Origin of the sequence: Rhodococcus sp. MSC1_016, assembly GCF_023667485.2 — a bacterium.
GTDB classification, from domain to species: Bacteria; Actinomycetota; Actinomycetes; order Mycobacteriales; family Mycobacteriaceae; genus Rhodococcus_F; species Rhodococcus_F oxybenzonivorans.
The window spans coordinates 4,843,851-4,862,846 of the sequence record NZ_JAMOZI020000001.1 but is presented as its reverse complement, the minus strand read 5'-3'; the positions used below and the strand labels follow the sequence as shown (position 1 = coordinate 4,862,846).

Here is an 18,996-nt window from a genome sequence, read left to right as displayed (position 1 = left end):
CTACACGCGGCGCGTCGAGACCAGCCCCTGCAGGGCGGAGTTCACTCGCTCGGGCGCTTCCCAGTGCGCGTAGTGCCCGACACCGGGAATCGTGTCGAGCTGCTGTGTGGGGGCGAAGCGACGGCTGCGCCGCACGGTGTCGGCGAGCACGTAGGGGTCGAGGTCACCGTGGAGGTGGAGTACGGGTATCCGCAGCGTTTGATCCATCGAGGCCATGAACCGGCGGCCGTCCGGGCGGAACTGGCTACGGAACGCCCATCGCTGATATTCCAGCGTGCAGTGCGCGGTGCCGGCAATCTGGATCGCCGACCGCATCCGGGACATCACGAGGTCGAATTCCGGAGACTTCGGCCACGCCGGCCCCGACCGTTCGACGATCACACGCTCGACTTCGGCCCCACCGTCACGCGTGAGCCGCCGTTCGGGCCGCCACGGCAACTGGTAGGACACGAACGGGGGCAGAACGGCCTTGCGTTGGTGACGGTCGCGGAGAACCGCCTGCTTCAGGGCGATCGGGTGTGGGGAGCTGATCAGTGCGATCGACCGCACCAGACGCGCGTGGAGCACCGCGGTAGCCCAGCAGACCAAGCCGCCGTCGGCGTGTCCCACCAGCGTGGCCTCGCTGTAGCCCATCGCCCGGATCAGGCCCGCGATGTCACCGGCCAGGGTCCAGCCGTCATAGCCGCGGGGAGGTTTGTCGGAGTCGCCGTAACCGCGGAGGTCGACGGCCACGGCGCGGACACCCTCGTCGGACAAGGCGATCAGCTGATGTCGCCACGACCACCAGAAGTCCGCGAATCCGTGCAGCAGGACGACGAGCGGCGCATCCGGGGCGGATGCGCCGACCTCGACGGTGTGGAAACGGATTCCGTTGGCATGGATGTCACGGTGAATCCACGGGCCGTCGAAACGGACGGTTGACGGATCGGGTCGTGCCACCGGACGGAACTATCGTGCGTGTCGTCCGCTGGGAGACGCGAGGTGGGCCTCCGCATCGGAGTACGACGTCGGGAGCACGGATCTGGCCTGCTTGAGGGAATCGATCGTCTTTTCCGGTGCACGTAGTTTGCGGACCCGCAGATAGCCGAGCAGACCCAGAATCGCCGTGACGACGACCATGATCAGGAAGACGATGAGGAAGGCCAGCCAGCGTGCAATCCAGACGTCGAGGAGTTCGGCGAGGAAAAAGAAGAAGAAGAACGAGCTGAACAGCAGCACGGTGAACGCGAGAATGAAGAACAGACTGCCCTGCAGACCCTTCTTGACCTCGCCGGTCACCTCGGCCTTCGCGAGCTCCACCTCGGCGCGCACGAGCGTGGAGACCTGCGCGGTTGCGTGCTTGACCAGTGTGCCGAGGGTCACCTCGCCGGACGGTGAAATGTCCGCGTCGGTGAGCGGGATCGACGACACCGTGTTCGGCACCCCGTCTCCCGTGTAACGCGGGCTGTCTCCCTTGCCGTGAGTGATGCTCACTTGTCGACCCCTCCAGGTAGCTCTTGCACGTCCGAGTCTTCGTTCTGGCCATGTGTGCCCGACACCGTCGTCACAGTAACTGCCGACGATGTCACGAGCAGCCCGACCTTCATCGCGTCGGCCGTGCTGCCGTCACCGATTCCCGCGTTTGCGAGATTCGCTACGAGAAGGCTAGCGGTCAGTGGGCTGCCCGGGTGTAGGCGGCTCCGCCGCCCGTGCGCCTTTCTGGTAGTGGGAGCTACCAAAAAGGCGCACGGGGCGCGAAGCGCCCTACTTGCCGCGGATGGCGTCGAAGACCTTGGGGTCGACGAGGGTGGAGGTGTCGCCGAGGTCGCGGCCTTCGGCGATGTCCTTGAGCAGGCGACGCATGATCTTGCCGGAGCGGGTCTTGGGTAGTTCCGGGACGACGGTGATCTGCCGCGGCTTCGCGATGGGGCTGATTTCTCGCGCGACCTCGGCTTTGAGTTCGGCGATCAGGTCGTCGCCGGTGTTCTCGACACCTTCGCGGAGGATGACGAACGCGACGATGCCCTGGCCGGTGGTCTCGTCGGCGGCTCCGACGACGGCGGCTTCGGCGACTCCGTGGTGTCCGACGAGGGCGGATTCGACCTCGGAGGTGGAGATGCGGTGGCCGGAAACGTTCATGACGTCGTCGACGCGGCCGAGGACCCACAGGGCGCCGTCTTCGTCGTACTTGGCGCCGTCACCGGCGAAGTACCAGCCCTGATCGGGGTAGCGGGACCAGTAGGTGTCGCGGTAGCGGTCCATGTCGCCCCAGATACCGCGCAGCATCGCCGGCCACGGCTTGTCGAGCACCAGGTAGCCGGATTCGCCGTTGCCGAGTTCCTTGGCGTCGTCGTCGACGATCTTGGCGGAGATGCCGGGCAGCGGTGCCATGGCGGATCCGGGTTTGGTGGCGGTGATGCCGGGGAGCGGGGAGATCATGATCGCCCCGGTCTCGGTCTGCCACCAGGTGTCGACGATCGGTGCCGTGTTTCCGCCGATCACCTCACGGAACCACTTCCACGCCTCGGGGTTGATGGGTTCGCCGACGCTGCCGAGGAGCCGGATCGAGGACAGGTCGTGGGCGTCGGGGATCTCCCGGCCCCATTTCATGAAGGTGCGCACCAGGGTGGGAGCGGTGTAGTAGATGCTGACACCGTACTTTTCGATGATCTGGAAGTGGCGGTGCTCGTCGGGGGAGTTGGGGGTGCCTTCGTAGACCACCTGGGTGACGCCGTTGGACAGCGGTCCGTAGACGATGTAGGTGTGCCCGGTGACCCAGCCGATGTCGGCGGTGCACCAGTACACGTCCTGTCCGACTTTGTGGTCGAAGACGTTGTGGTGGGTGTAGGAGGCCTGGGTGAGGTAGCCGCCGGAGGTGTGGATGATGCCCTTGGGCTTTCCGGTGGTGCCGGAGGTGTAGAGGATGAACAGGGGATGTTCGGAGTCGAACGGCTTCGGCTCGTGGGTGTCGGAGGCTTTCTCGACGGTGTCGTGCCACCACAGGTCCCGGCCCTCGGCCATGTCGACGTCGATGCCGGTGCGTTTGACGACGAGCACATTCCTGACGGATTCGGCGCCGTCGACAGCGTCGTCGACCGAGGGTTTGAGGGGGGCCGCCTGGCCTCGGCGCCATTGGCCGTCGACGGTGACGACGAGTTTGGCTTCGGCGTCGTCGATGCGGGAGCGCAGGGCGCTGGCGGAGAAACCGGCGAAGACGACGGAGTGGGTCAGGCCCAGGCGTGCACAGGCGAGCATGGTGACGATGGCCTCGGGGATCATCGGCATGTAGATGGCGACGCGGTCGCCGGGGACCAGTCCGAGGTCGCTGAAGGTGTTGGCCGCCTTGCTCACTTCGGTGAGGAGGTCGTGGTAGGTGAGGTCGCGGGTGTCGCCGGGTTCGCCCTCGAAGTGGATGGCGACGCGGTCGCCGTTGCCTTCGAGGACGTGGCGGTCGACGCAGTTGAATGCGACGTTGAGCCGGCCGCCGACGAACCACTTCGCGACTGGGGCATCGGACCAGTCGAGGACTTCGGTGAATGGTGCGTGCCAGTGCAGTCGCTGCGCCTGTTTCGCCCAGAATGCGAGGCGATCGGCATCTGCCTCGGCCTGGAGTTCGGGTCCGGCGTTCGCGGTCGCGGTGAACTCGGGGCTCGGCGGGTACACCTGCGGGACGGCATCCGGCTGTGCGGATTTCTCCGTCGATCCGTTCGCCTGTGCTGCACTGGTCATTGTGGCCCGGCCTTCTTTCCAGTCTCGAAAACGGCAGTTCTAGCACGTGTGAGGGTAGTCACAAGGGCTCGGGAGCGCACCGTTGCACGAGGTTGCATGCGCGTGTTCTGCGACGATCGGTCCTTTCGGCGCGCCGGACGGTATTCCTCGGCGGCCGAACGGCCGAACTGTCCCGGTCGAAGATTCGCCGAGACGGCATTTCGACGAGATTCTGCGTCTCCGGCCCCGCGGAGCCGTAACGTGACTATCGTCGTCCCATCATTCCACCGGGGCTGGAGGACCGTTGTGCGTAGGACACGCGTGGCAACTGCTGTTCTGGCGGTGGGCATTGCAGCGGGAATGCTGTCCGCCTGCTCGTCCGGTGAATCCTCGGGCGGAGGAGGAAGCGGGATCGTCAATGCGTGGGCGGGTGAGCCGCAGAATCCTCTGATCCCCACCAATACGAGTGAGAACCAGGGCGGCCGTGTCATCGATGCCCTGTTCGCCGGCCTCGTCTCGTACGATGCCCACGGTGCAATTACCAACGAAGTGGCCGAGTCCATCGACACCACGGACGGTAAGACATTCACTGTGACGCTGAAGGACGGCTGGACCTTCACGGATGGGTCACCCGTCACGGCATCGTCGTTCGTCGACGCATGGAACTACGGCGCGCTGTCCACCAATGCGCAGCTCCAGGCATCCTTCTTCGACCCGATCCAGGGCTACGACGAGGTGGCGGCCGAGAACCCGACGGCCCAGACGATGTCCGGACTGAAGGTGGTGGACGACACCACCTTCACGATCGAGCTGAAGCAACCGGAGTCGGCGTTCCCCGATCGACTCGGATTCGCCGCGTACTTCCCCCTGCCCCAGGTGGCGTTCGAGGACATGGCAGCGTTCGGCGAGAACCCGGTCGGAAACGGGCCGTACAAGCTGGCCGGACCCGGTGCTTGGCAGCACAACGTGCGGATCGACACCGTCACCAACCCCGATTACGACGGCAATCGGAAGCCGAAGAACGACGGTGTCGACTTCATCATGTACAACAGCCTCGACACCGCCTACACCGATCTGCTGGCCGGCAACGTCGATGTTCTCGACCAGGTTCCGCCGAGCGCAGTCACCACCTTCGAGTCGGATCTGCCGGGTCGCACCGTGAACCAGCCGTCCGCGACCATCGAGACCTTCACCATTCCGGGGCGTCTGCCGCACTTCAGTGGTGAGGAAGGCACCCTCCGTCGTCAGGCCATCTCGATGGCGATCAACCGCGACCAGATCACGGAACAGATCTACAACAACACCCGTACTCCGGCTCTCGACTTCACCAGTCCGGCCATCGAGGGTTGGTCGGATTCGCTCGCCGGTAACGGCAATCTGAAGTTCGACCCCGAGGCTGCGAAAAGACTGTGGGCGCAGGCCGACGCCATTGCGCCGTGGACCGGCAGTTTCGAGATCGCGTACAACGGCGACGGCGGGCACAGGGAATGGGTGGATGCCACGGCCAACAGCATCCGCAACACGCTGGGCATCGACGCGAAGGGCAAGGAATACCCGACCTTCGCTCAAATCCGGACCGAGGCCACCAACCGCACGATCCCGTCCGCATTCCGTTCGGGATGGCAGGGCGACTACCCACAGCAGTACGGCTTCCTTGCGCAGAACTACCAGACAGGCGGCAGCTCGAACGACGGCGACTACTCCAATCCGGAGTTCGACCGGCTGCTGCGCGCATCGGCCGGCGAGGTCGATCCGGGTAAGGCTCAAGATCTGCTCGACCAGGCGCAGGAAGTTCTACTGAGGGATCTTCCCGCTGTTCCCACGTGGTACCGCAATGCCGCGAGCGGCTGGTCGGAGAACGTGTCGAACGTGACGATCGACTGGAAGGGTATCCCGATGTATTCGGACATCGAGAAGAACTGACACCGGAGTCGCCGACGGGGTGGGGCGAGCTTCCGCCGTCACCGGCCTGCGGAGAGGAAGGGACCCGATGCTCTGGTACATCGGCCGCCGTGTGCTCCAGATGATTCCTGTGTTCCTCGGGTCGACCTTCCTGATCTACGCGATGGTGTTTCTCCTGCCCGGTGACCCGATCGCCGCGCTCGCCGGTGACAAGGCGCTGAGTCCCGCCGTCACAGCCCAGCTCCGCGCCCGGTACCACCTCGATCAACCGTTCCTGATGCAGTACTTCCTCTATCTCGAAGGCATCTTCACGCTCGACTTCGGCACATCCTTCTCGGGTCGTCCGGTCAGTGAGGTTCTGGCGCAGGCGTTTCCGATCACCATCAAGCTGTCTCTGATGGCACTTGCCATCGAAGGGGTCTTCGGAATCGGGTTCGGGCTGTTTGCGGGACTGCACAAGGGCGGCCTCTTCGACAGCACCGTGTTGCTGGTCAGCCTCGTGATCATCGCGGTCCCGATCTTCGTCATCGGGTTCCTTGCCCAGTTCTTCATCGGGGTGAAGTGGGGATGGGTACCGCCGACGGTGGGGGGCAATACCAGCTTCGTCAATCTTCTGCTCCCGGCCTTCGTCCTCGGGTCGGTGTCTTTCGCGTACGTGCTGCGGCTCACCCGCACCTCGGTGGCCGAGAATCTGACGGCCGACTACGTGAGAACAGCCACCGCCAAGGGGCTTTCGCGGCGCAGAGTCGTGCAGGTGCATGTATTGCGGAATTCGCTCATCCCCGTCGTGACCTTCCTGGGTGCCGACCTCGCCACCTTGATGGGTGGGGCGATCGTCACCGAGGGCATCTTCAACATCAACGGAGTCGGCGGCACGATTTACCAGGCGGTCACCCGGGGGGAGGCGCCCACGGTCGTTTCGTTCGTCACCGTCTTGATCGTCATCTACCTGCTGGCCAACCTGATCGTCGATCTCCTGTACGCCGCACTCGATCCGAGGATCCGTTATGTCTGAGAAAGTGGTCAACGACGAGTCGCCCCGGACCGGAGACCGGAAGATTCGCCAATCACACTTCGTCGCTCCCGAGGAGGTCGCGCCGCCGGGGGAGACCGACACCGTGTCCCTCGATCAGCCGCCCACGAGTGTGTGGTCGGATGCCTGGCGCGATCTTCGTCGACGTCCCCTGTTCGTCGTCGCGTCCGTTATCATTCTCGTCGTCATCGCCGTAGCCGCCTTCCCGAGCCTGTTCACCGGCACCGACCCACGGTTCTGCGACCTTGCGTTCAGCATGCGCGGCCCGTCCTCCGGCCACTGGTTCGGTTTCGACAAGCAGGGATGTGACATCTATTCCCGCACCATCTACGGGGCCCGCGCGTCGGTGCTGGTCGGCGTGGGGGTCACCACGATCGTCTTACTTGTCGGCGTCGTATTCGGCTCCCTCGCCGGATATTACGGAGGCTGGGCCGATTCGTTGCTGTCGCGGGTAGCCGACATCTTCTTCGGTGTCCCGCTCATTCTCGCTGCTATCGTTCTCATGCAGTTGTTCGCGAATCGCAGTATCTGGACGCTGATCGTCGTACTCGCCCTCTTCGGCTGGCCCCAGATGGCGAGAATCGCTCGCGGGGCGGTCCTCTCGGCCAAGAACAACGACTATGTCATGGCGTCGAGGGCGCTCGGCGTCTCGAACTTCCGGACGCTGCTGCGTCACATCCTGCCGAATTCCCTGGCGTCGATCATTGTCATCGCGACCATCTCGCTGGGTGTCTACATCGTGGCCGAGGCGACGCTGTCGTTCCTGGGTATCGGCCTCCCGTCCTCCGAGATCTCGTGGGGCGGAGATATCAGCACTGCGCAGGTGACACTCCGTCAAGGGTCGGCGATTTTGTTCTACCCGGCTGCCGCGCTGGCGATTACGGTGCTCGGCTTCATCATGATGGGCGACGCTCTCCGGGATGCGCTCGACCCCAGGGCGCGGAAGCGGTGAGCGTGATGTCCCCGAACGAAACCACCGGACCGATGGCTACGGCCGACGAGGCGCCGCTGCTCGATATCCGAGACCTGGAGGTCACCTTCGCGTCCCGTTCGGGTTCGGTTCCGGCGGTGCGGGGGGTGAGTCTCACCGTGTATCCAGGGCAGACGGTGGCGATCGTCGGTGAGTCGGGGTCGGGAAAGTCCACGATTGCGCACGCCGTCATCGATCTGCTGCCCGGTACGGGGAAGGTCACCGGCGGTCGGATTCTCTTCGCAGGACGTGACCTGGCGGGTGCCCCGGAGCGAGACTTCGTCGCCTTGCGTGGACAGAAGATCGGCCTCGTTCCGCAGGACCCGATGTCCAACCTCAATCCGGTGTGGAAAGTGGGCTTCCAGATCCGGGAAGCGCTGTCGGCCAACGGGATCGCGGAGGGGAAGGCCGCGAGGATCCGCGCGGCCGAACTCCTCGAAGAGGCCGGGCTCGCCGATGCCGAAGACCGGTTGGGGCAGTATCCACACGAGTTCTCGGGTGGCATGCGACAGCGGGCGCTCATCGCCATCGGACTGTCGGCCCGCCCGCAGTTGCTCATCGCCGACGAACCGACGTCTGCCCTCGACGTCACCGTCCAGCGACAGATACTCGATCACCTGGACGGGCTCACCAGTGAGCTGGGGACGGCAGTACTCCTCATCACCCACGACCTCGGTCTCGCGGCCGAGCGGGCGGAGCATCTCGTCGTGATGAGCAAGGGCCGCGTCGTGGAGTCCGGGCCCGCCCTCGAGATCCTGCAGCGCCCGCAACACCCCTATACGCAGAGACTCGTCACCGCAGCGCCCTCGCTGGCCTCCCAGCGACGCAGCTCTTCGCTCGCGCGGGCCGACATCCGGGATCAGGCACTCGAGGTGGTCGGTGAGGCGGAGCAGCACAGTGCGCTCGAGGGCGAGTTCGGTGAGGTCACCGATGATGTGGTGGTGGTGACCCGACTGAACAAAGTCTTCACCATCCGTCACGGCTTACGGAGATCCACCGAGTTCAAGGCCGTCGACGACGTCTCGTTCGCGGTCCGCCGGGGAACGACGACCGCACTCGTCGGTGAGTCCGGGTCGGGCAAGTCGACCGTGGCGCACATGGTGCTCGGACTGTTGGCCCCGACGTCGGGCCACGTGGTCTTCGACGGTAAGGATGTCGCGACACTCGACCGGAGGGAGACGCTGGCTTTCCGGCGCCGCGTACAACCCATCTTCCAGAATCCGTACGGCACCCTCGACCCGATGTACTCCATCTTCCGCACCATCGAAGAACCTCTGCGCACGCACAAGGTGGGTACCCGCAAGGAGCGGGAGGCCCGGGTGCGGGACCTGCTGGACAAGGTCGCGTTGCCTGCGTCGGTGATGCGGAGATTCCCGAACGAGCTTTCCGGCGGGCAGCGCCAGCGTGTGGCGATCGCCCGTGCGCTGGCGCTGCAACCCGAGATGGTGGTGTGTGACGAGGCGGTGTCGGCGCTGGACGTGCTGGTACAGGATCAGATCCTCACCCTGCTCAACGACCTGCAGGCAGAACTGGGGTTGACGTACCTGTTCATCACTCACGACCTCGCGGTGGTGCGGCAGATCGCCGACGACGTCGTGGTCATGTCGGCGGGCGCCATCGTAGAGAAGGCCACTACCGACGAGGTGTTTCGCTCGCCCAAGGCGGCCTATACGCGGAAACTGCTCGCGGCCATCCCGGGTGGATCGATCCGGCTCGGCGCCTGAGGACGACTCGGCGCCGGGTAGCGTTCTCAGACGTGAGTGACCCGTTGCAACCCCTCGTCGACCTTCCCGGTGTCCGCGACGCCGCCGACCGTGCGCGCGACGCGCTCGGGGAGGTGCATCGCCACAAGACCAACCGCCGTGGTTGGCCGACCACGGCGGCGGAGGCAGCCGTCCGGGCTGCTCGCGCGTCGGCCTCACTCGACGGTGGACGCACGGAACTGCCGGCGCCGGGCGAGGTCGCGGATCCGATCCTGTCGGGTGCACTGCGTGTCGGTCAGGCGCTCGACGGGGATGCGCTGGGTCTACTGCAGTCGACGTGGCAGCGCGCTCCGCTGCAAGCGCTCGCGAGGCTTCACCTCCTCGCCGCCGCAGACCTCGTGGAGGATCCGGAGCTGCTGGGCAGGCCCCGCCCGGCCGCCGGGGTGGCCGAGCGGTTGGATGGTCTCGCGCAACTCGTCACCGGAGAGACAACGGCACCGGCACCGGTCCTTGCCGCGGTGGTGCACGGCGAACTGTTGGCGTTGAAGCCCTTCGGTGTCGGCGACGGTGTCGTCGCCCGAGCGGCATCACGGTTGGTGTGCGTGTCCAGCGGCCTCGACCCCCACAACCTCGGTGTGCCGGAAGTGAGCTGGTTTCGCCGCCAGCAGGCGTACCGCAACGGGATCGGCGCCTTCGCATCCGGTGCCGCGGAGGGGGTCGGCAGCTGGGTGATTCTGTGCTGTGGGGCGCTGGAGGCAGGTGCGCGGGAGGCGATGTCCATCGCCGAGGCGGCAGCGACCTGACCCGAGCGTCACACGAAACGGGCGGCGCTGCCGACTCTCGTCGACTTCGCCGCCCGTCAGCGCGGACTACCGGTTACCAAGCGTGCTCGGTGGGTTGTGTGGGTGGCCTCGGCGAGAGTTCGACGATCGTCGGGTCGTCCCTGCAACCGGTGCAGGGTCCTTGCCGATGAAACGCGAGTCTCGCAGGCCCACAACGCTTCTGCCCTTATAGTGGCTTGTGCTCCGCGTGGGTACCTAGTGCCCGTGCCGGGAATCGCGGTCGGGAGATCGATCCTTCTCTTCCGGGTCGATCTTGGCCTTCCGTTCTTCCGTAACTCCTTTGTACCCCGTGACCCACCTCACAGCAAGTGTCAAATTCGGTTTGTGGCCGTGTCGGGTGTTGTCACCCGTCAGCGCTTGCGGCGCATTACTCCGTAGGTGAATGCGCCAGCGACGAGGGCGCCGATGCTGACCGCTGCGGTGGTGGCGACCGTCGTCGCCGACGGGGACTGGAGGCGTGCTCGGAGGGACACCGGATTGGAGAAAGTCAGTATGGGCCAACCGTTTCCGGACGCTACTTTTCGTAGGGCACGGTCGGGATTGACCGCGGTCGGGTGCCCCACTGACGTCAACATGGGGAGGTCGGTGACGGAGTCGGAATAGGCATAACAGGACGACAGGTCGTAGCCGTTCTTCTCGGCCAGTTCGACGATGGCTTCCACTTTTCCTTCGCCGTAGCAGTAGAACTCCACCTCGCCCGTGTAGAGCCCTTCCTTCACGGCCATGCGCGTGGCGATGCTGCGGGTAGCTCCCAACGCTTCGGCGATCGGTGTCACCACCTCCTCGCCCGACGCCGACACCACGACCACGTCGTGGCCCCGCAGCTTGTGATCCGCCATGAGGTCGGCGGCCTCGGCGAACACGAGGGGGTCGACGATGTCGTGCAGTGTCTCGGCGACGACGGCCCGGACCTGTTCCACATTCCACCCCGTGCACATGCTCGTCAGGTAGGCACGCATGCGCTCCATCTGATCGTGGTCGGCCCCGGACAGAAGGAACAGGAACTGGGCGTAGCTGCTCTTGAGGACGGACCGCCGGTTGATGAGACCTTGGTCGAAGAACGGCCTGCTGAACGCGAGGGTGCTCGATTTGGCGATGATCGTTTTGTCGAGGTCGAAAAATGCGGCCACGCGACCCGTCTCGGTGTGTCGACCTGTCTTTGCACTTATCTGTGGCTTCACGGTCACAGCTGCCAGGATATGCGCTGTTCGGGAGGGAAGCTGTGTTCCGGACGCCACCGCGAGTGGCCTCGAAACATTCGTGCGACACGGCACAATCGTTCGACAGTTGAACTTGCAAATACACATCCGGGGAGGTGTACTATCAAAGATGTCCGGATTTGATTCGGACATGTTCAGCCCGACCCCCCGGGGCTGAACGCCGACGACCCTCGCCTCCTCCCCCCCTGGCGAGGGTCGTCCTCTGTCTGCAGCAGGTATGGCTTTCGCGGCCGCTGTGGCCAGGATTCTCTGATATGTCCATACCTCGAAATGGTACGGACGTACCTATTTCTATCCACAGGGCCGAAGTTGTCCACAGATCGTTTCGTGCCCCTTTCGCGCATATGCGGTGCCGGGCACGCTCACTGCATGGACACGGACATCGGTGGCGAAGTGCTGGTTCTGATCGAAGACCCTGCACTGCTGCACAGCATTCGACGGGTCGCCGCCGCGGCGGACCGCAGGATCGACGAAGCCGAGGTCGCCGATGCGCACCACACCTGGGGGAATGCTCCCCTCGTCGTACTCGACACCCGGGCCGCCATCGCGTGTCACCGCCTCCCTCGCCGACGTCGGGTGGTGTTGCTGTGTGACGGAACGCCGGGGATCGACGAATGGCGGATCGCGACCGCGATCGGTGCGGAGCACGTCCTCGCGGTACCGGAGGACGAAGCCACTCTGGTCACGGTGCTCGGTGAGCAGCCTCAAAAGCCGGAGGCGGACGGCAGCGTCGTCGCTGTCGTCGGAGGCTGCGGTGGTGCCGGCGCGTCCACCATGGCAACGGCGGTAGCCCTGTGTGCCGCCACCGGTGCGCAAGCGGAAACGACACTGCTGGTGGACACCGACGCGTGGGGGTCGGGTCTGGACGTGCTCCTCGGCCTCGAGGACGTCCCCGGCCTGAGGTGGTCGGGCCTGTCGATCGAGGGTGGACGGATTTCGTCCGACGCACTCCGAGACGCGCTCCCCGCACGCGGCGAGCACTTACGGGTTCTGTCCTGCAGTCGCAGCGGCCCCGGAAGCTCGGGGCCCACACCGGCAGCGGCACGCGCAGTGATCGAGGCGAGTCGGTACGCCGGGAATCTCGTCGTATGCGACGCGTCGAGATTTCCGGGACCGGTCACCGAAACGGTCCTCGAACTGGCGGATCTGGTAGTCCTCGTCGTGCCGGCGACCGTCCGTGCCTGCATCGCTGCCGGCAAGGTCGCGCAGTGGATTGCCGAGCGAAACCCGAACCAGGGCGTCGTGGTGCGCGGCCCGGCGCCGGGAGGTCTGCGGGGCGCGGATGTGGCGGAGGTGCTCGAACTGCCTCTGATCGCGTCCATGCGCGCCGAGCGCTCCCTCACCGCAATGCTCGAACACGGCGGCTTGAAGCCCGGCCGGCGCTCAGCGCTCATCGCTGCGGCATCGGCGATCCTCGAGACGGCGGCCGAGAGGCCGCGTTCGCGGGAGTGGGCGGCGTGAGTTCCCTCGTCACGCCCGACCTCCTCGACCGGGTCCGCGAACGCCTCGCCCACACCTCGGGGGAGCCGACCCCGGCAACGGTCGCTGCCGCCATCCGGACCGAGTCCGGTGGTGTGCTGGGTGACACGGATCTTCTCGGTGCGTTGCGCGTGCTGATGACCGAGCTGACGGGTGCCGGTCCCCTCGAGTCCCTGCTCACGCGTCCCGGCGTCGCGGATGTCCTCGTCACTGCTCCCGACGAGGTGTGGGTCGATCAGGGTCGCGGTCTCGAACGCACCGACGTACGATTCGCCGACGAGGCGGCGGTACGCAGACTCGCTCAACGCCTCGCCCTGTCAGCCGGTCGCCGGCTCGACGACGCGCAGCCCTGGGTCGACGGGCGCCTGCGCGGGGTGGGCAATGGCTCGTTCGGAGTGCGGCTCCACGCCGTGCTCGCCCCCGTGGCGCACGGTGGAACCTGCCTGTCGCTGCGTGTGCTGCGGCCGGCCACTCAGGGCCTCGACGCGCTGCTGTCGGGCGGTGCGCTCACCGAAGAAGCCCACGCGCTGCTCGGAACAGTGGTGCGCGCGCGGCTCGCCTTTCTGGTCACCGGGGGCACGGGCGCCGGAAAGACCACGCTGCTCGCCGCGCTGCTCGGCGCCGTCGATCCGGCCGAACGCATCATCTGTGTCGAAGACGCCGCCGAGCTGGCGCCCAGACATCCGCACGTGGTCCGGCTGGTGGCGCGGGCGGCCAACGTCGAAGGAGTCGGCGAGGTGACCGTCCGGGATCTGGTGCGCCAGTCCCTGCGCATGCGTCCTGATCGAATAGTTGTGGGGGAGGTGCGCGGCGCGGAGGTCGTCGACCTTCTCACGGCTCTCAATACCGGCCACGACGGCGGTGCGGGAACCGTCCATGCCAACTCGCCCGAGGAAGTGCCCGCCCGGCTCGAAGCCCTCGCCGCGCTGGGCGGAATGGACCGCAGCGCCCTGCACAGTCAGCTGGCCGCTGCGGTCCAAGTGATCTTGCACGTGCATCGGTCCTCGAATGGAACTCGGAAGCTGATGCAGATCGGTGTGGTCACCAGTGACGACCGGGGATACGTCTCCATCGTCCCGGCTTGGACTTTCGGCACCGGGTCGGACGCGGGCGCCGCGGTCCTGCAGCAACTCTGCGCCCGCCGCATCGGAGAAGAATCTGCCGAACGTGTGGTGGCGACGTGATCGCAAGTCTCGTGGTGCTGGCCGGCGCTGTCCTCGCGATGCCCTCGGCGTTGTCCCGTACTCGGTTGCTCGCGGTTGTCGGGCGACGGCCACCGCGGAGGCGCGCCAGGGTGTCCGGCATAATTCCGGCTGCTCTCCTCGTCCTTCCCGTTTCCTACGAACTGGGCGGTGTCGCCGTCGTACTCGCGGCGATGATTGCGTGCGCCACAGTTCGTTTCAGATATGTGCGGCGGCGAGCGGCTCGGGCGAGAGATGCCGACCTGCGCGTGATCCTGTCGAGTCTCGAGGTGGTGACTGCCGAACTTCGCGTCGGTGCGCATCCTGCGACGGCGTGCGACACGGCCGCAGACGAGGGTTCCGGTGTCGTGTCGGTGGCCTTCCGATCCGCATCGGCACGCGCGCGTCTCGGGGGTACCGCAGCAGATGGACTGCGTATCAACGACTCCCGAGTCGGAGTGGAGCTGGCGCGCATTGCCGACATCTGGGACGTCGCGGAGAAGCACGGTCTTGCGCTCGCCGAGTTACTCGAGGCGGCGCGCGCTGATCTGCTCGGTCGACGGCGATTTCGTGGGCGCACCGAGGCGGGGCTGGCGGGCGCGAGGGCAACGGCGAGCGTGCTGGCTGCTCTTCCGGTCCTGGGCATCGGCCTCGGCCACATGATGGGTGCTGCGCCACTCGAAGTGTTGCTCGGCGGCGGACTGGGCGGTGGTCTGGCCGTGCTGGGGACGGGCTTGGTGTGTGCGGGACTGCTGTGGACCGATCGCATCACCGCGCAGGTAACACAATGACCTGGATCACGCTGTCGCTCATGGCCGGAGCACTTCTCATCCTTCCGGGTCGCCGGCCTTCACGGGCGCGCCTGCAAGGCGAGCGTGGCCAGGTCGTGCAGAACGACGGCGAGGATCTACACCGGCGCGAGGATCCGCTCGCCGTCGCTGCCACCTTCGACCTGCTGGCCGCGTGCCTACGCTCGGGGCTCCCTGTCGCGGTCGCTGCCGAGGCGGTGTCGCTCACGGCTCCAGCACCGCTGTCGGAGTCGTTGCGCCGAGCGGCGGATCTACTGTCCCTGGGAGCGGACGCGGCCACCGCATGGGAGTCGGCGGCGTCGGATCCGGCCACTGAATCACTTGCCCGAATGGCTCGACGCTCGGCCATGTCAGGATCGTCGTTGGCAGGCTCGATGACCGAGTTGGCTACAGAAAGTCGCTCCCAGGCCGAGGATTCGGCGGCGGCTTCGGCCGAACGCGCCGGTGTGCTGATCAGCGGTCCGCTGGGTCTGTGCTTCCTGCCTGCCTTCATCTGCCTCGGGATCATTCCCGTCGTCGTCGGTCTCGCCTCCCGGGTTCTCGATGGCGGACTGCTCTGACTTCGCACTCCCGGTGCAGATCCACTGCGCCGGTACAACAAGGGGGAAACATGATGGTAAACACGATGCGTGCTCTGACGGCTCGCCTGACACTGCTCGCGGTCGAGGAGGAGGGGATGTCGACCGCCGAGTACGCAATCGGCACGATCGCCGCGGCGGCGTTCGGTGCGGTGCTCTATTCGGTGGTCACCGGTGACAGCATTGTGACCGCGCTGACGAATATCATCGACAAAGCGCTGAGTACCACGGTCTGATGACACAGTCGAGGGGGCTGCGGCGTTCGGATGCGGGGGCGGTCACGGTGGAGGCGGCCATCGCAATCGCGTCCATCGTGGTGGTGGTCGTCCTGTGCATCGGAGCGATCACGGCGGCGACGCTCCATGTTCGCTGTGTCGACTCGGCCCGTGAAGCGGCTCGTCTCGCTGCTCGCGGGGATCGGGAGTCGGCGATGTCCGCAGCGGCGAGGGTGGCTCCTGAGGGCGCCGACGTGGTGTTGCGCGAGGAGGGGGATCTCGTCGTCGCCACCGTACGCGCCCGCAGTCCGCTCCTTCCGCTCGTGCATATCTCGGCGGAAGCGGTCGCGGTACGCGAGCCCACCGCCGCTGGGTGGGGTGGGCGATGAATGCTCGCGACGAGCGTGGTTCCGCCACAGTGCTCGCGTGTTTCGGGCTCGCGGCGCTGGTGGTGATAACGGCGACTCTGCTGCACCTCGGTTCGGCGGTGTCGGTGCGGCATCGGGCTCAGTCCGCGGCGGATCTTGCGGCCCTGGCCGCTGGAGTGGGACTCGACCGGGGCAGCGAGTCCGCGTGCGCTGCCGCGCGTGCCGTGGCGGAGCGGATGCACGCCGAGGTGGTCGACTGCACAGTCGACGACTGGGATGTGGTGGTGACGGTCACGGCCCCGATGTTGCTGTCCTCGCTGGGCATTCGAGATGCCCGGGCAGTGGCTCGGGCCGGACCTGCGGAATGAGACGGCCGCTCATCCGAGCGCGTCGAGCACCGCCGCGAGGACTCGGATAGCACCGTCCTTGTCGAGGGGGTCGTTTCCGTTTCCACACTTCGGTGAGTACACACAGGAAGGGCAACCGGAGGTGCACTCGCAGGAAGTGATCGCGTCCCGGGTCGCGCCCAGCCACCGCGCGAGCTCGGCGTGGCCCCGGTCGGCGAATCCGGCACCGCCGGCGTGTCCGTCGTAGACGAACACGGTGGGCAAGCCGGTGTCGGCATGCAACGCCGTCGAGACGCCGCCGACGTCCTCGCGATCGCACACCGCGACCAGGGGCAGGAGTCCGATGGCTGCGTGCTCAGCGGCGTGGAGAGATCCGGGCACTCGTTCGGCCGCGACACCGGCTCGGGAGAGCAGCTCCGGGGTCATCGTGTACATCACGGCACGGGTACAGAGGGTCTGCTCCGGCATGTCCAACTCCACCGAGTCGAGTACTTCACCGGACGGCAGTCGGCGCAGGTACCCGATCACCTGGTGCGTTACCTCTACCTCGGCGAGCGCCACTTCGACGTCACCGAAAAGTTTCTGCTCCAGCACAGCCGTCACGGTGATCTCGGTGGTTTCCCGGGCCGAGGTCGTCCAATCGGGGTCCTCGGCGTGAACCAGGGCAAGACCCTGATCGAGATCGAGTTCGTCGATGACATACGACTCCCCCTGATGGATGTGTACGGCGCCGGGATGGACGGTCGCCGGGGCGCGACCGGTGTCGACGGTTCCCAGCAGACGTCCGGTTTCCGACACCACTATTGCTACTTGCGTACCGATTCCACCCCGGATATCCAGTGCGCCATGCGGATTTGTTCCCGCAGTCACGAACCAACCGTGGGCGCGCCTGCGAATCAGGCCCTGTTCGGACAGCTTTGCGAGGACGTCGAGACCGCCGAATTTTTCTGCTTCGGCATCGGAAAGCGGCAATTCCATTGCTGCGCAGAGCAATTGTGGACCGAGGACGTACGGATTGGACGGGTCGGTGACGGTGGCCTCCACCGGCTTGTCCAAGAGTGCGGACGGGTGGTGCACGAGGTAGGTGTCCAGCGGATCGTCGCGGGCTACCAGGACGACGAGCGATCCTTCACCACGCCGGCCGGAGCGGCCTCCCTGCTGCCAGAACGAGGCGACCGTCCCGGGAAATCCCGCCACCACCACGGCGTCGAGTCCGGCGATGTCGACACCGAGTTCGAGCGCGTTCGTCGTTGCCGCACCGAGCAGTGTGCCGTCGGCGAGGGCTGCCTCGAGTTCGCGTCTGTCTTCGGCCAGGTAGCCGGCGCGGTACGACGCGACCCGTGTGGCAAGGTCGGGATCAACCTCCGCGAGTAGGCGTTTGGTGGCCATGGCAGTCAGCTCGGCGCCGCGCCGCGAACGGACGAAGGTGAGAGTACGTGCCCCCTCGGTCATCAGGGTGGCCATGATGCGTGCGGCCTCCGAACCTGCAGGCCTGCGGACCGGACTCCCGTTCTCTCCCGTCACCTCCCGCATGAGGGGTGGCTCCCAGAGGGCGATGGTCCGCGGGCCGTGGGGCGACCCGTCGTCCACTATCTCGGCGCACGGGGCCCCGATGAGGCGGGACGCGGCGGAGCCGGGTTCGGCGGTGGTGGCGGAGGCGAGGATGAAGACAGGGTCGGCCCCGTATCGCGCCGCGATGCGTCGGAGTCGGCGCACGACGAGAGCCACATTGGAGCCGAAGACACCACGGTAGGAGTGGCATTCGTCGATTACGACAAACGCCAGATTGCGGAAGAAGTGCGACCACCGTTGATGGGTCCGGAGAAGGGAGATGTGCAGCATATCGGGGTTGGTGAAGAGCCACCGTGAGTTCTCGCGCGCCCACTGACGCACCTCAGACGGTGTGTCACCGTCGAACATGCAAGGGCAAGCGCCCCGAAGGTCGTCCGTAGCGTCGATGATCGAGGTCACCGCCCGCAACTGGTCTGCGCCCAGGGCTTTGGTCGGTGACAGGTAGAGGGCAGTCGCCCGCGGATCCATTGCCAGAGTGGTGAGTACCGGTAGCTGGTAGGCGAGCGACTTTCCCGATGCCGTTCCGGTCGACACCACCACGTTCGTGCCCTGGTGGGCAAAATCGGCGGCAGCCGTTTGATGGCTCCACGGGCGGGCGATCCCGTTCTGCTGGAGGGCCGAGACGACCGAGGGGTGCGCCCACGTGGGCCAATCCGTCAGTGCCGACGTCCGAGCAGGCATTTCGGCGGCGAATGTCAATGGCGTTTCGCTCGGCGGGACGCCATCGAGCACCCTGTCGAGCAACTCGCGACCGTATGTTTCGCCAGTATTTCCACTGTCGTCACGGGGCGAAAACGGTGTGCTCACTGATCTCTCCGGGCTGTCGATGGAGCGGGGCGAGGAGCTTCTACACCGCCACGACCTGCATATATGATGATAGCGAGTCGACTCCTCAGGATGTTTCCGGGGGTACGGCACGTGCCGACCGGATACGTCGATTCGCGGCTGTTCGCTACAAGATCAACATTTTGTGTGAATTGTTCCGTTTTCGACTGTTGCGTTCGCGGAGTTCATGGTTGACTACATCTTGGTCGCAGCTTCTGTGTTCGTGGGCTTGAAAGAGTGAGCGTTCGCAGGATCGATGTTGCGA

The 18,996-nt window shown here is 65.9% G+C and carries 17 protein-coding genes and 1 pseudogene; 12 read left to right on the top strand and 6 right to left on the bottom strand.

All coding sequences use genetic code 11. From position 1 onward, the window contains the following. The 4 genes and pseudogenes from L1080_RS22545 to acs all read right to left on the bottom strand — a co-directional run bounded on the left by L1080_RS22545 (position 1) and on the right by acs (position 3,708). Positions 1 to 939, bottom strand: coding sequence for an alpha/beta fold hydrolase (locus L1080_RS22545; protein ID WP_250777258.1), 939 nt, complete (start codon positions 937 to 939; stop codon positions 1 to 3). Positions 940 to 948: 9 nt separating this feature from the next. Beyond that, positions 949 to 1,473 (bottom strand): phage holin family protein, encoded by a 525-nt coding sequence (locus tag L1080_RS22540; RefSeq protein WP_109326364.1) that lies wholly within the window; start codon positions 1,471 to 1,473, stop codon positions 949 to 951. Further along, positions 1,470 to 1,652, bottom strand: a pseudogene (nhaA, locus tag L1080_RS22535) (Na+/H+ antiporter NhaA); the annotation flags it as partial. The gene L1080_RS22540 and the pseudogene nhaA, both read right to left, overlap by 4 nt. A gap of 91 nt (positions 1,653 to 1,743) precedes the next feature. Next, complete coding sequence (gene acs, locus L1080_RS22530; protein ID WP_250777259.1) at positions 1,744 to 3,708, bottom strand: acetate--CoA ligase; 1,965 nt, start codon at positions 3,706 to 3,708, stop codon at positions 1,744 to 1,746. 285 nt (positions 3,709 to 3,993) lie between these two features. Between acs and L1080_RS22525 the strand changes: the two genes are divergently transcribed. The 5 genes from L1080_RS22525 (at position 3,994) to L1080_RS22505 (ending at position 10,098) form a co-directional block, all read left to right on the top strand. Next, positions 3,994 to 5,610 carry a peptide ABC transporter substrate-binding protein gene (locus L1080_RS22525; RefSeq protein ID WP_250777260.1) on the top strand — a complete coding sequence of 539 codons (1,617 nt, stop codon included), beginning with the start codon at positions 3,994 to 3,996 and terminating at the stop codon, positions 5,608 to 5,610. A 67-nt stretch (positions 5,611 to 5,677) separates the two neighbouring features. Continuing rightward, a complete protein-coding gene (locus L1080_RS22520) occupies positions 5,678 to 6,604 on the top strand; it encodes an ABC transporter permease (RefSeq protein WP_250777261.1) in 927 nt (308 codons plus the stop codon). Then, positions 6,597 to 7,574, top strand: a complete 978-nt coding sequence (locus L1080_RS22515) for an ABC transporter permease (RefSeq protein WP_250777262.1) — start codon at positions 6,597 to 6,599, stop codon at positions 7,572 to 7,574. Before L1080_RS22520 ends, L1080_RS22515 begins: the two co-directional genes overlap by 8 nt. Further along, the gene (locus tag L1080_RS22510; RefSeq protein ID WP_374436115.1) at positions 7,571 to 9,316 is read left to right on the top strand and encodes a dipeptide ABC transporter ATP-binding protein; all 1,746 of its coding nucleotides are present in this window, start codon (positions 7,571 to 7,573) and stop codon (positions 9,314 to 9,316) included. The genes L1080_RS22515 and L1080_RS22510 overlap by 4 nt, the downstream gene beginning before the upstream one ends. 32 nt (positions 9,317 to 9,348) lie before the next feature. Beyond that, positions 9,349 to 10,098 carry a Fic family protein gene (locus L1080_RS22505; RefSeq protein WP_159918982.1) on the top strand — a complete coding sequence of 250 codons (750 nt, stop codon included), beginning with the start codon at positions 9,349 to 9,351 and terminating at the stop codon, positions 10,096 to 10,098. Positions 10,099 to 10,487: 389 nt separating this feature from the next. Here the strand turns inward: L1080_RS22505 and L1080_RS22500 are convergent, their stop codons facing one another. Next, a complete protein-coding gene (locus tag L1080_RS22500) occupies positions 10,488 to 11,324 on the bottom strand; it encodes an HAD family hydrolase (protein WP_159918983.1) in 837 nt (278 codons plus the stop codon). A 402-nt stretch (positions 11,325 to 11,726) separates the two neighbouring features. Here L1080_RS22500 and ssd point away from each other — a divergent pair, with 402 nt between their 5' ends. From ssd to L1080_RS22465, 7 genes are read left to right on the top strand one after another with little or no spacing between them, the layout of a single operon-like run. Then, positions 11,727 to 12,818, top strand: coding sequence for a septum site-determining protein Ssd (gene ssd / locus L1080_RS22495; protein WP_250777264.1), 1,092 nt, complete (start codon positions 11,727 to 11,729; stop codon positions 12,816 to 12,818). Then, positions 12,815 to 14,020 carry a TadA family conjugal transfer-associated ATPase gene (locus L1080_RS22490; protein WP_374436120.1) on the top strand — a complete coding sequence of 402 codons (1,206 nt, stop codon included), beginning with the start codon at positions 12,815 to 12,817 and terminating at the stop codon, positions 14,018 to 14,020. The genes ssd and L1080_RS22490 overlap by 4 nt, the downstream gene beginning before the upstream one ends. After that, positions 14,017 to 14,808, top strand: a complete 792-nt coding sequence (locus tag L1080_RS22485) for a type II secretion system F family protein (protein ID WP_236603365.1) — start codon at positions 14,017 to 14,019, stop codon at positions 14,806 to 14,808. The genes L1080_RS22490 and L1080_RS22485 overlap by 4 nt, the downstream gene beginning before the upstream one ends. After that, the gene (locus tag L1080_RS22480) at positions 14,805 to 15,386 is read left to right on the top strand and encodes a type II secretion system F family protein (RefSeq protein WP_250777265.1); all 582 of its coding nucleotides are present in this window, start codon (positions 14,805 to 14,807) and stop codon (positions 15,384 to 15,386) included. Before L1080_RS22485 ends, L1080_RS22480 begins: the two co-directional genes overlap by 4 nt. A 50-nt stretch (positions 15,387 to 15,436) precedes the next feature. After that, positions 15,437 to 15,640: a DUF4244 domain-containing protein gene (locus L1080_RS22475; RefSeq protein WP_159918987.1), complete on the top strand. Its 204-nt coding sequence runs from the start codon at positions 15,437 to 15,439 to the stop codon at positions 15,638 to 15,640. Continuing rightward, a complete protein-coding gene (locus L1080_RS22470; protein ID WP_159918988.1) occupies positions 15,640 to 16,008 on the top strand; it encodes a TadE family type IV pilus minor pilin in 369 nt (122 codons plus the stop codon). Before L1080_RS22475 ends, L1080_RS22470 begins: the two co-directional genes overlap by 1 nt. Beyond that, positions 16,005 to 16,355 (top strand): Rv3654c family TadE-like protein, encoded by a 351-nt coding sequence (locus tag L1080_RS22465; protein WP_159918989.1) that lies wholly within the window; start codon positions 16,005 to 16,007, stop codon positions 16,353 to 16,355. The genes L1080_RS22470 and L1080_RS22465 overlap by 4 nt, the downstream gene beginning before the upstream one ends. A 9-nt stretch (positions 16,356 to 16,364) precedes the next feature. On the opposite strand, the gene L1080_RS22460 is transcribed toward L1080_RS22465, so the two are convergent. Beyond that, the gene (locus L1080_RS22460) at positions 16,365 to 18,713 is read right to left on the bottom strand and encodes a DEAD/DEAH box helicase (RefSeq protein WP_250777266.1); all 2,349 of its coding nucleotides are present in this window, start codon (positions 18,711 to 18,713) and stop codon (positions 16,365 to 16,367) included. Positions 18,714 to 18,996 lie beyond the last annotated feature (283 nt).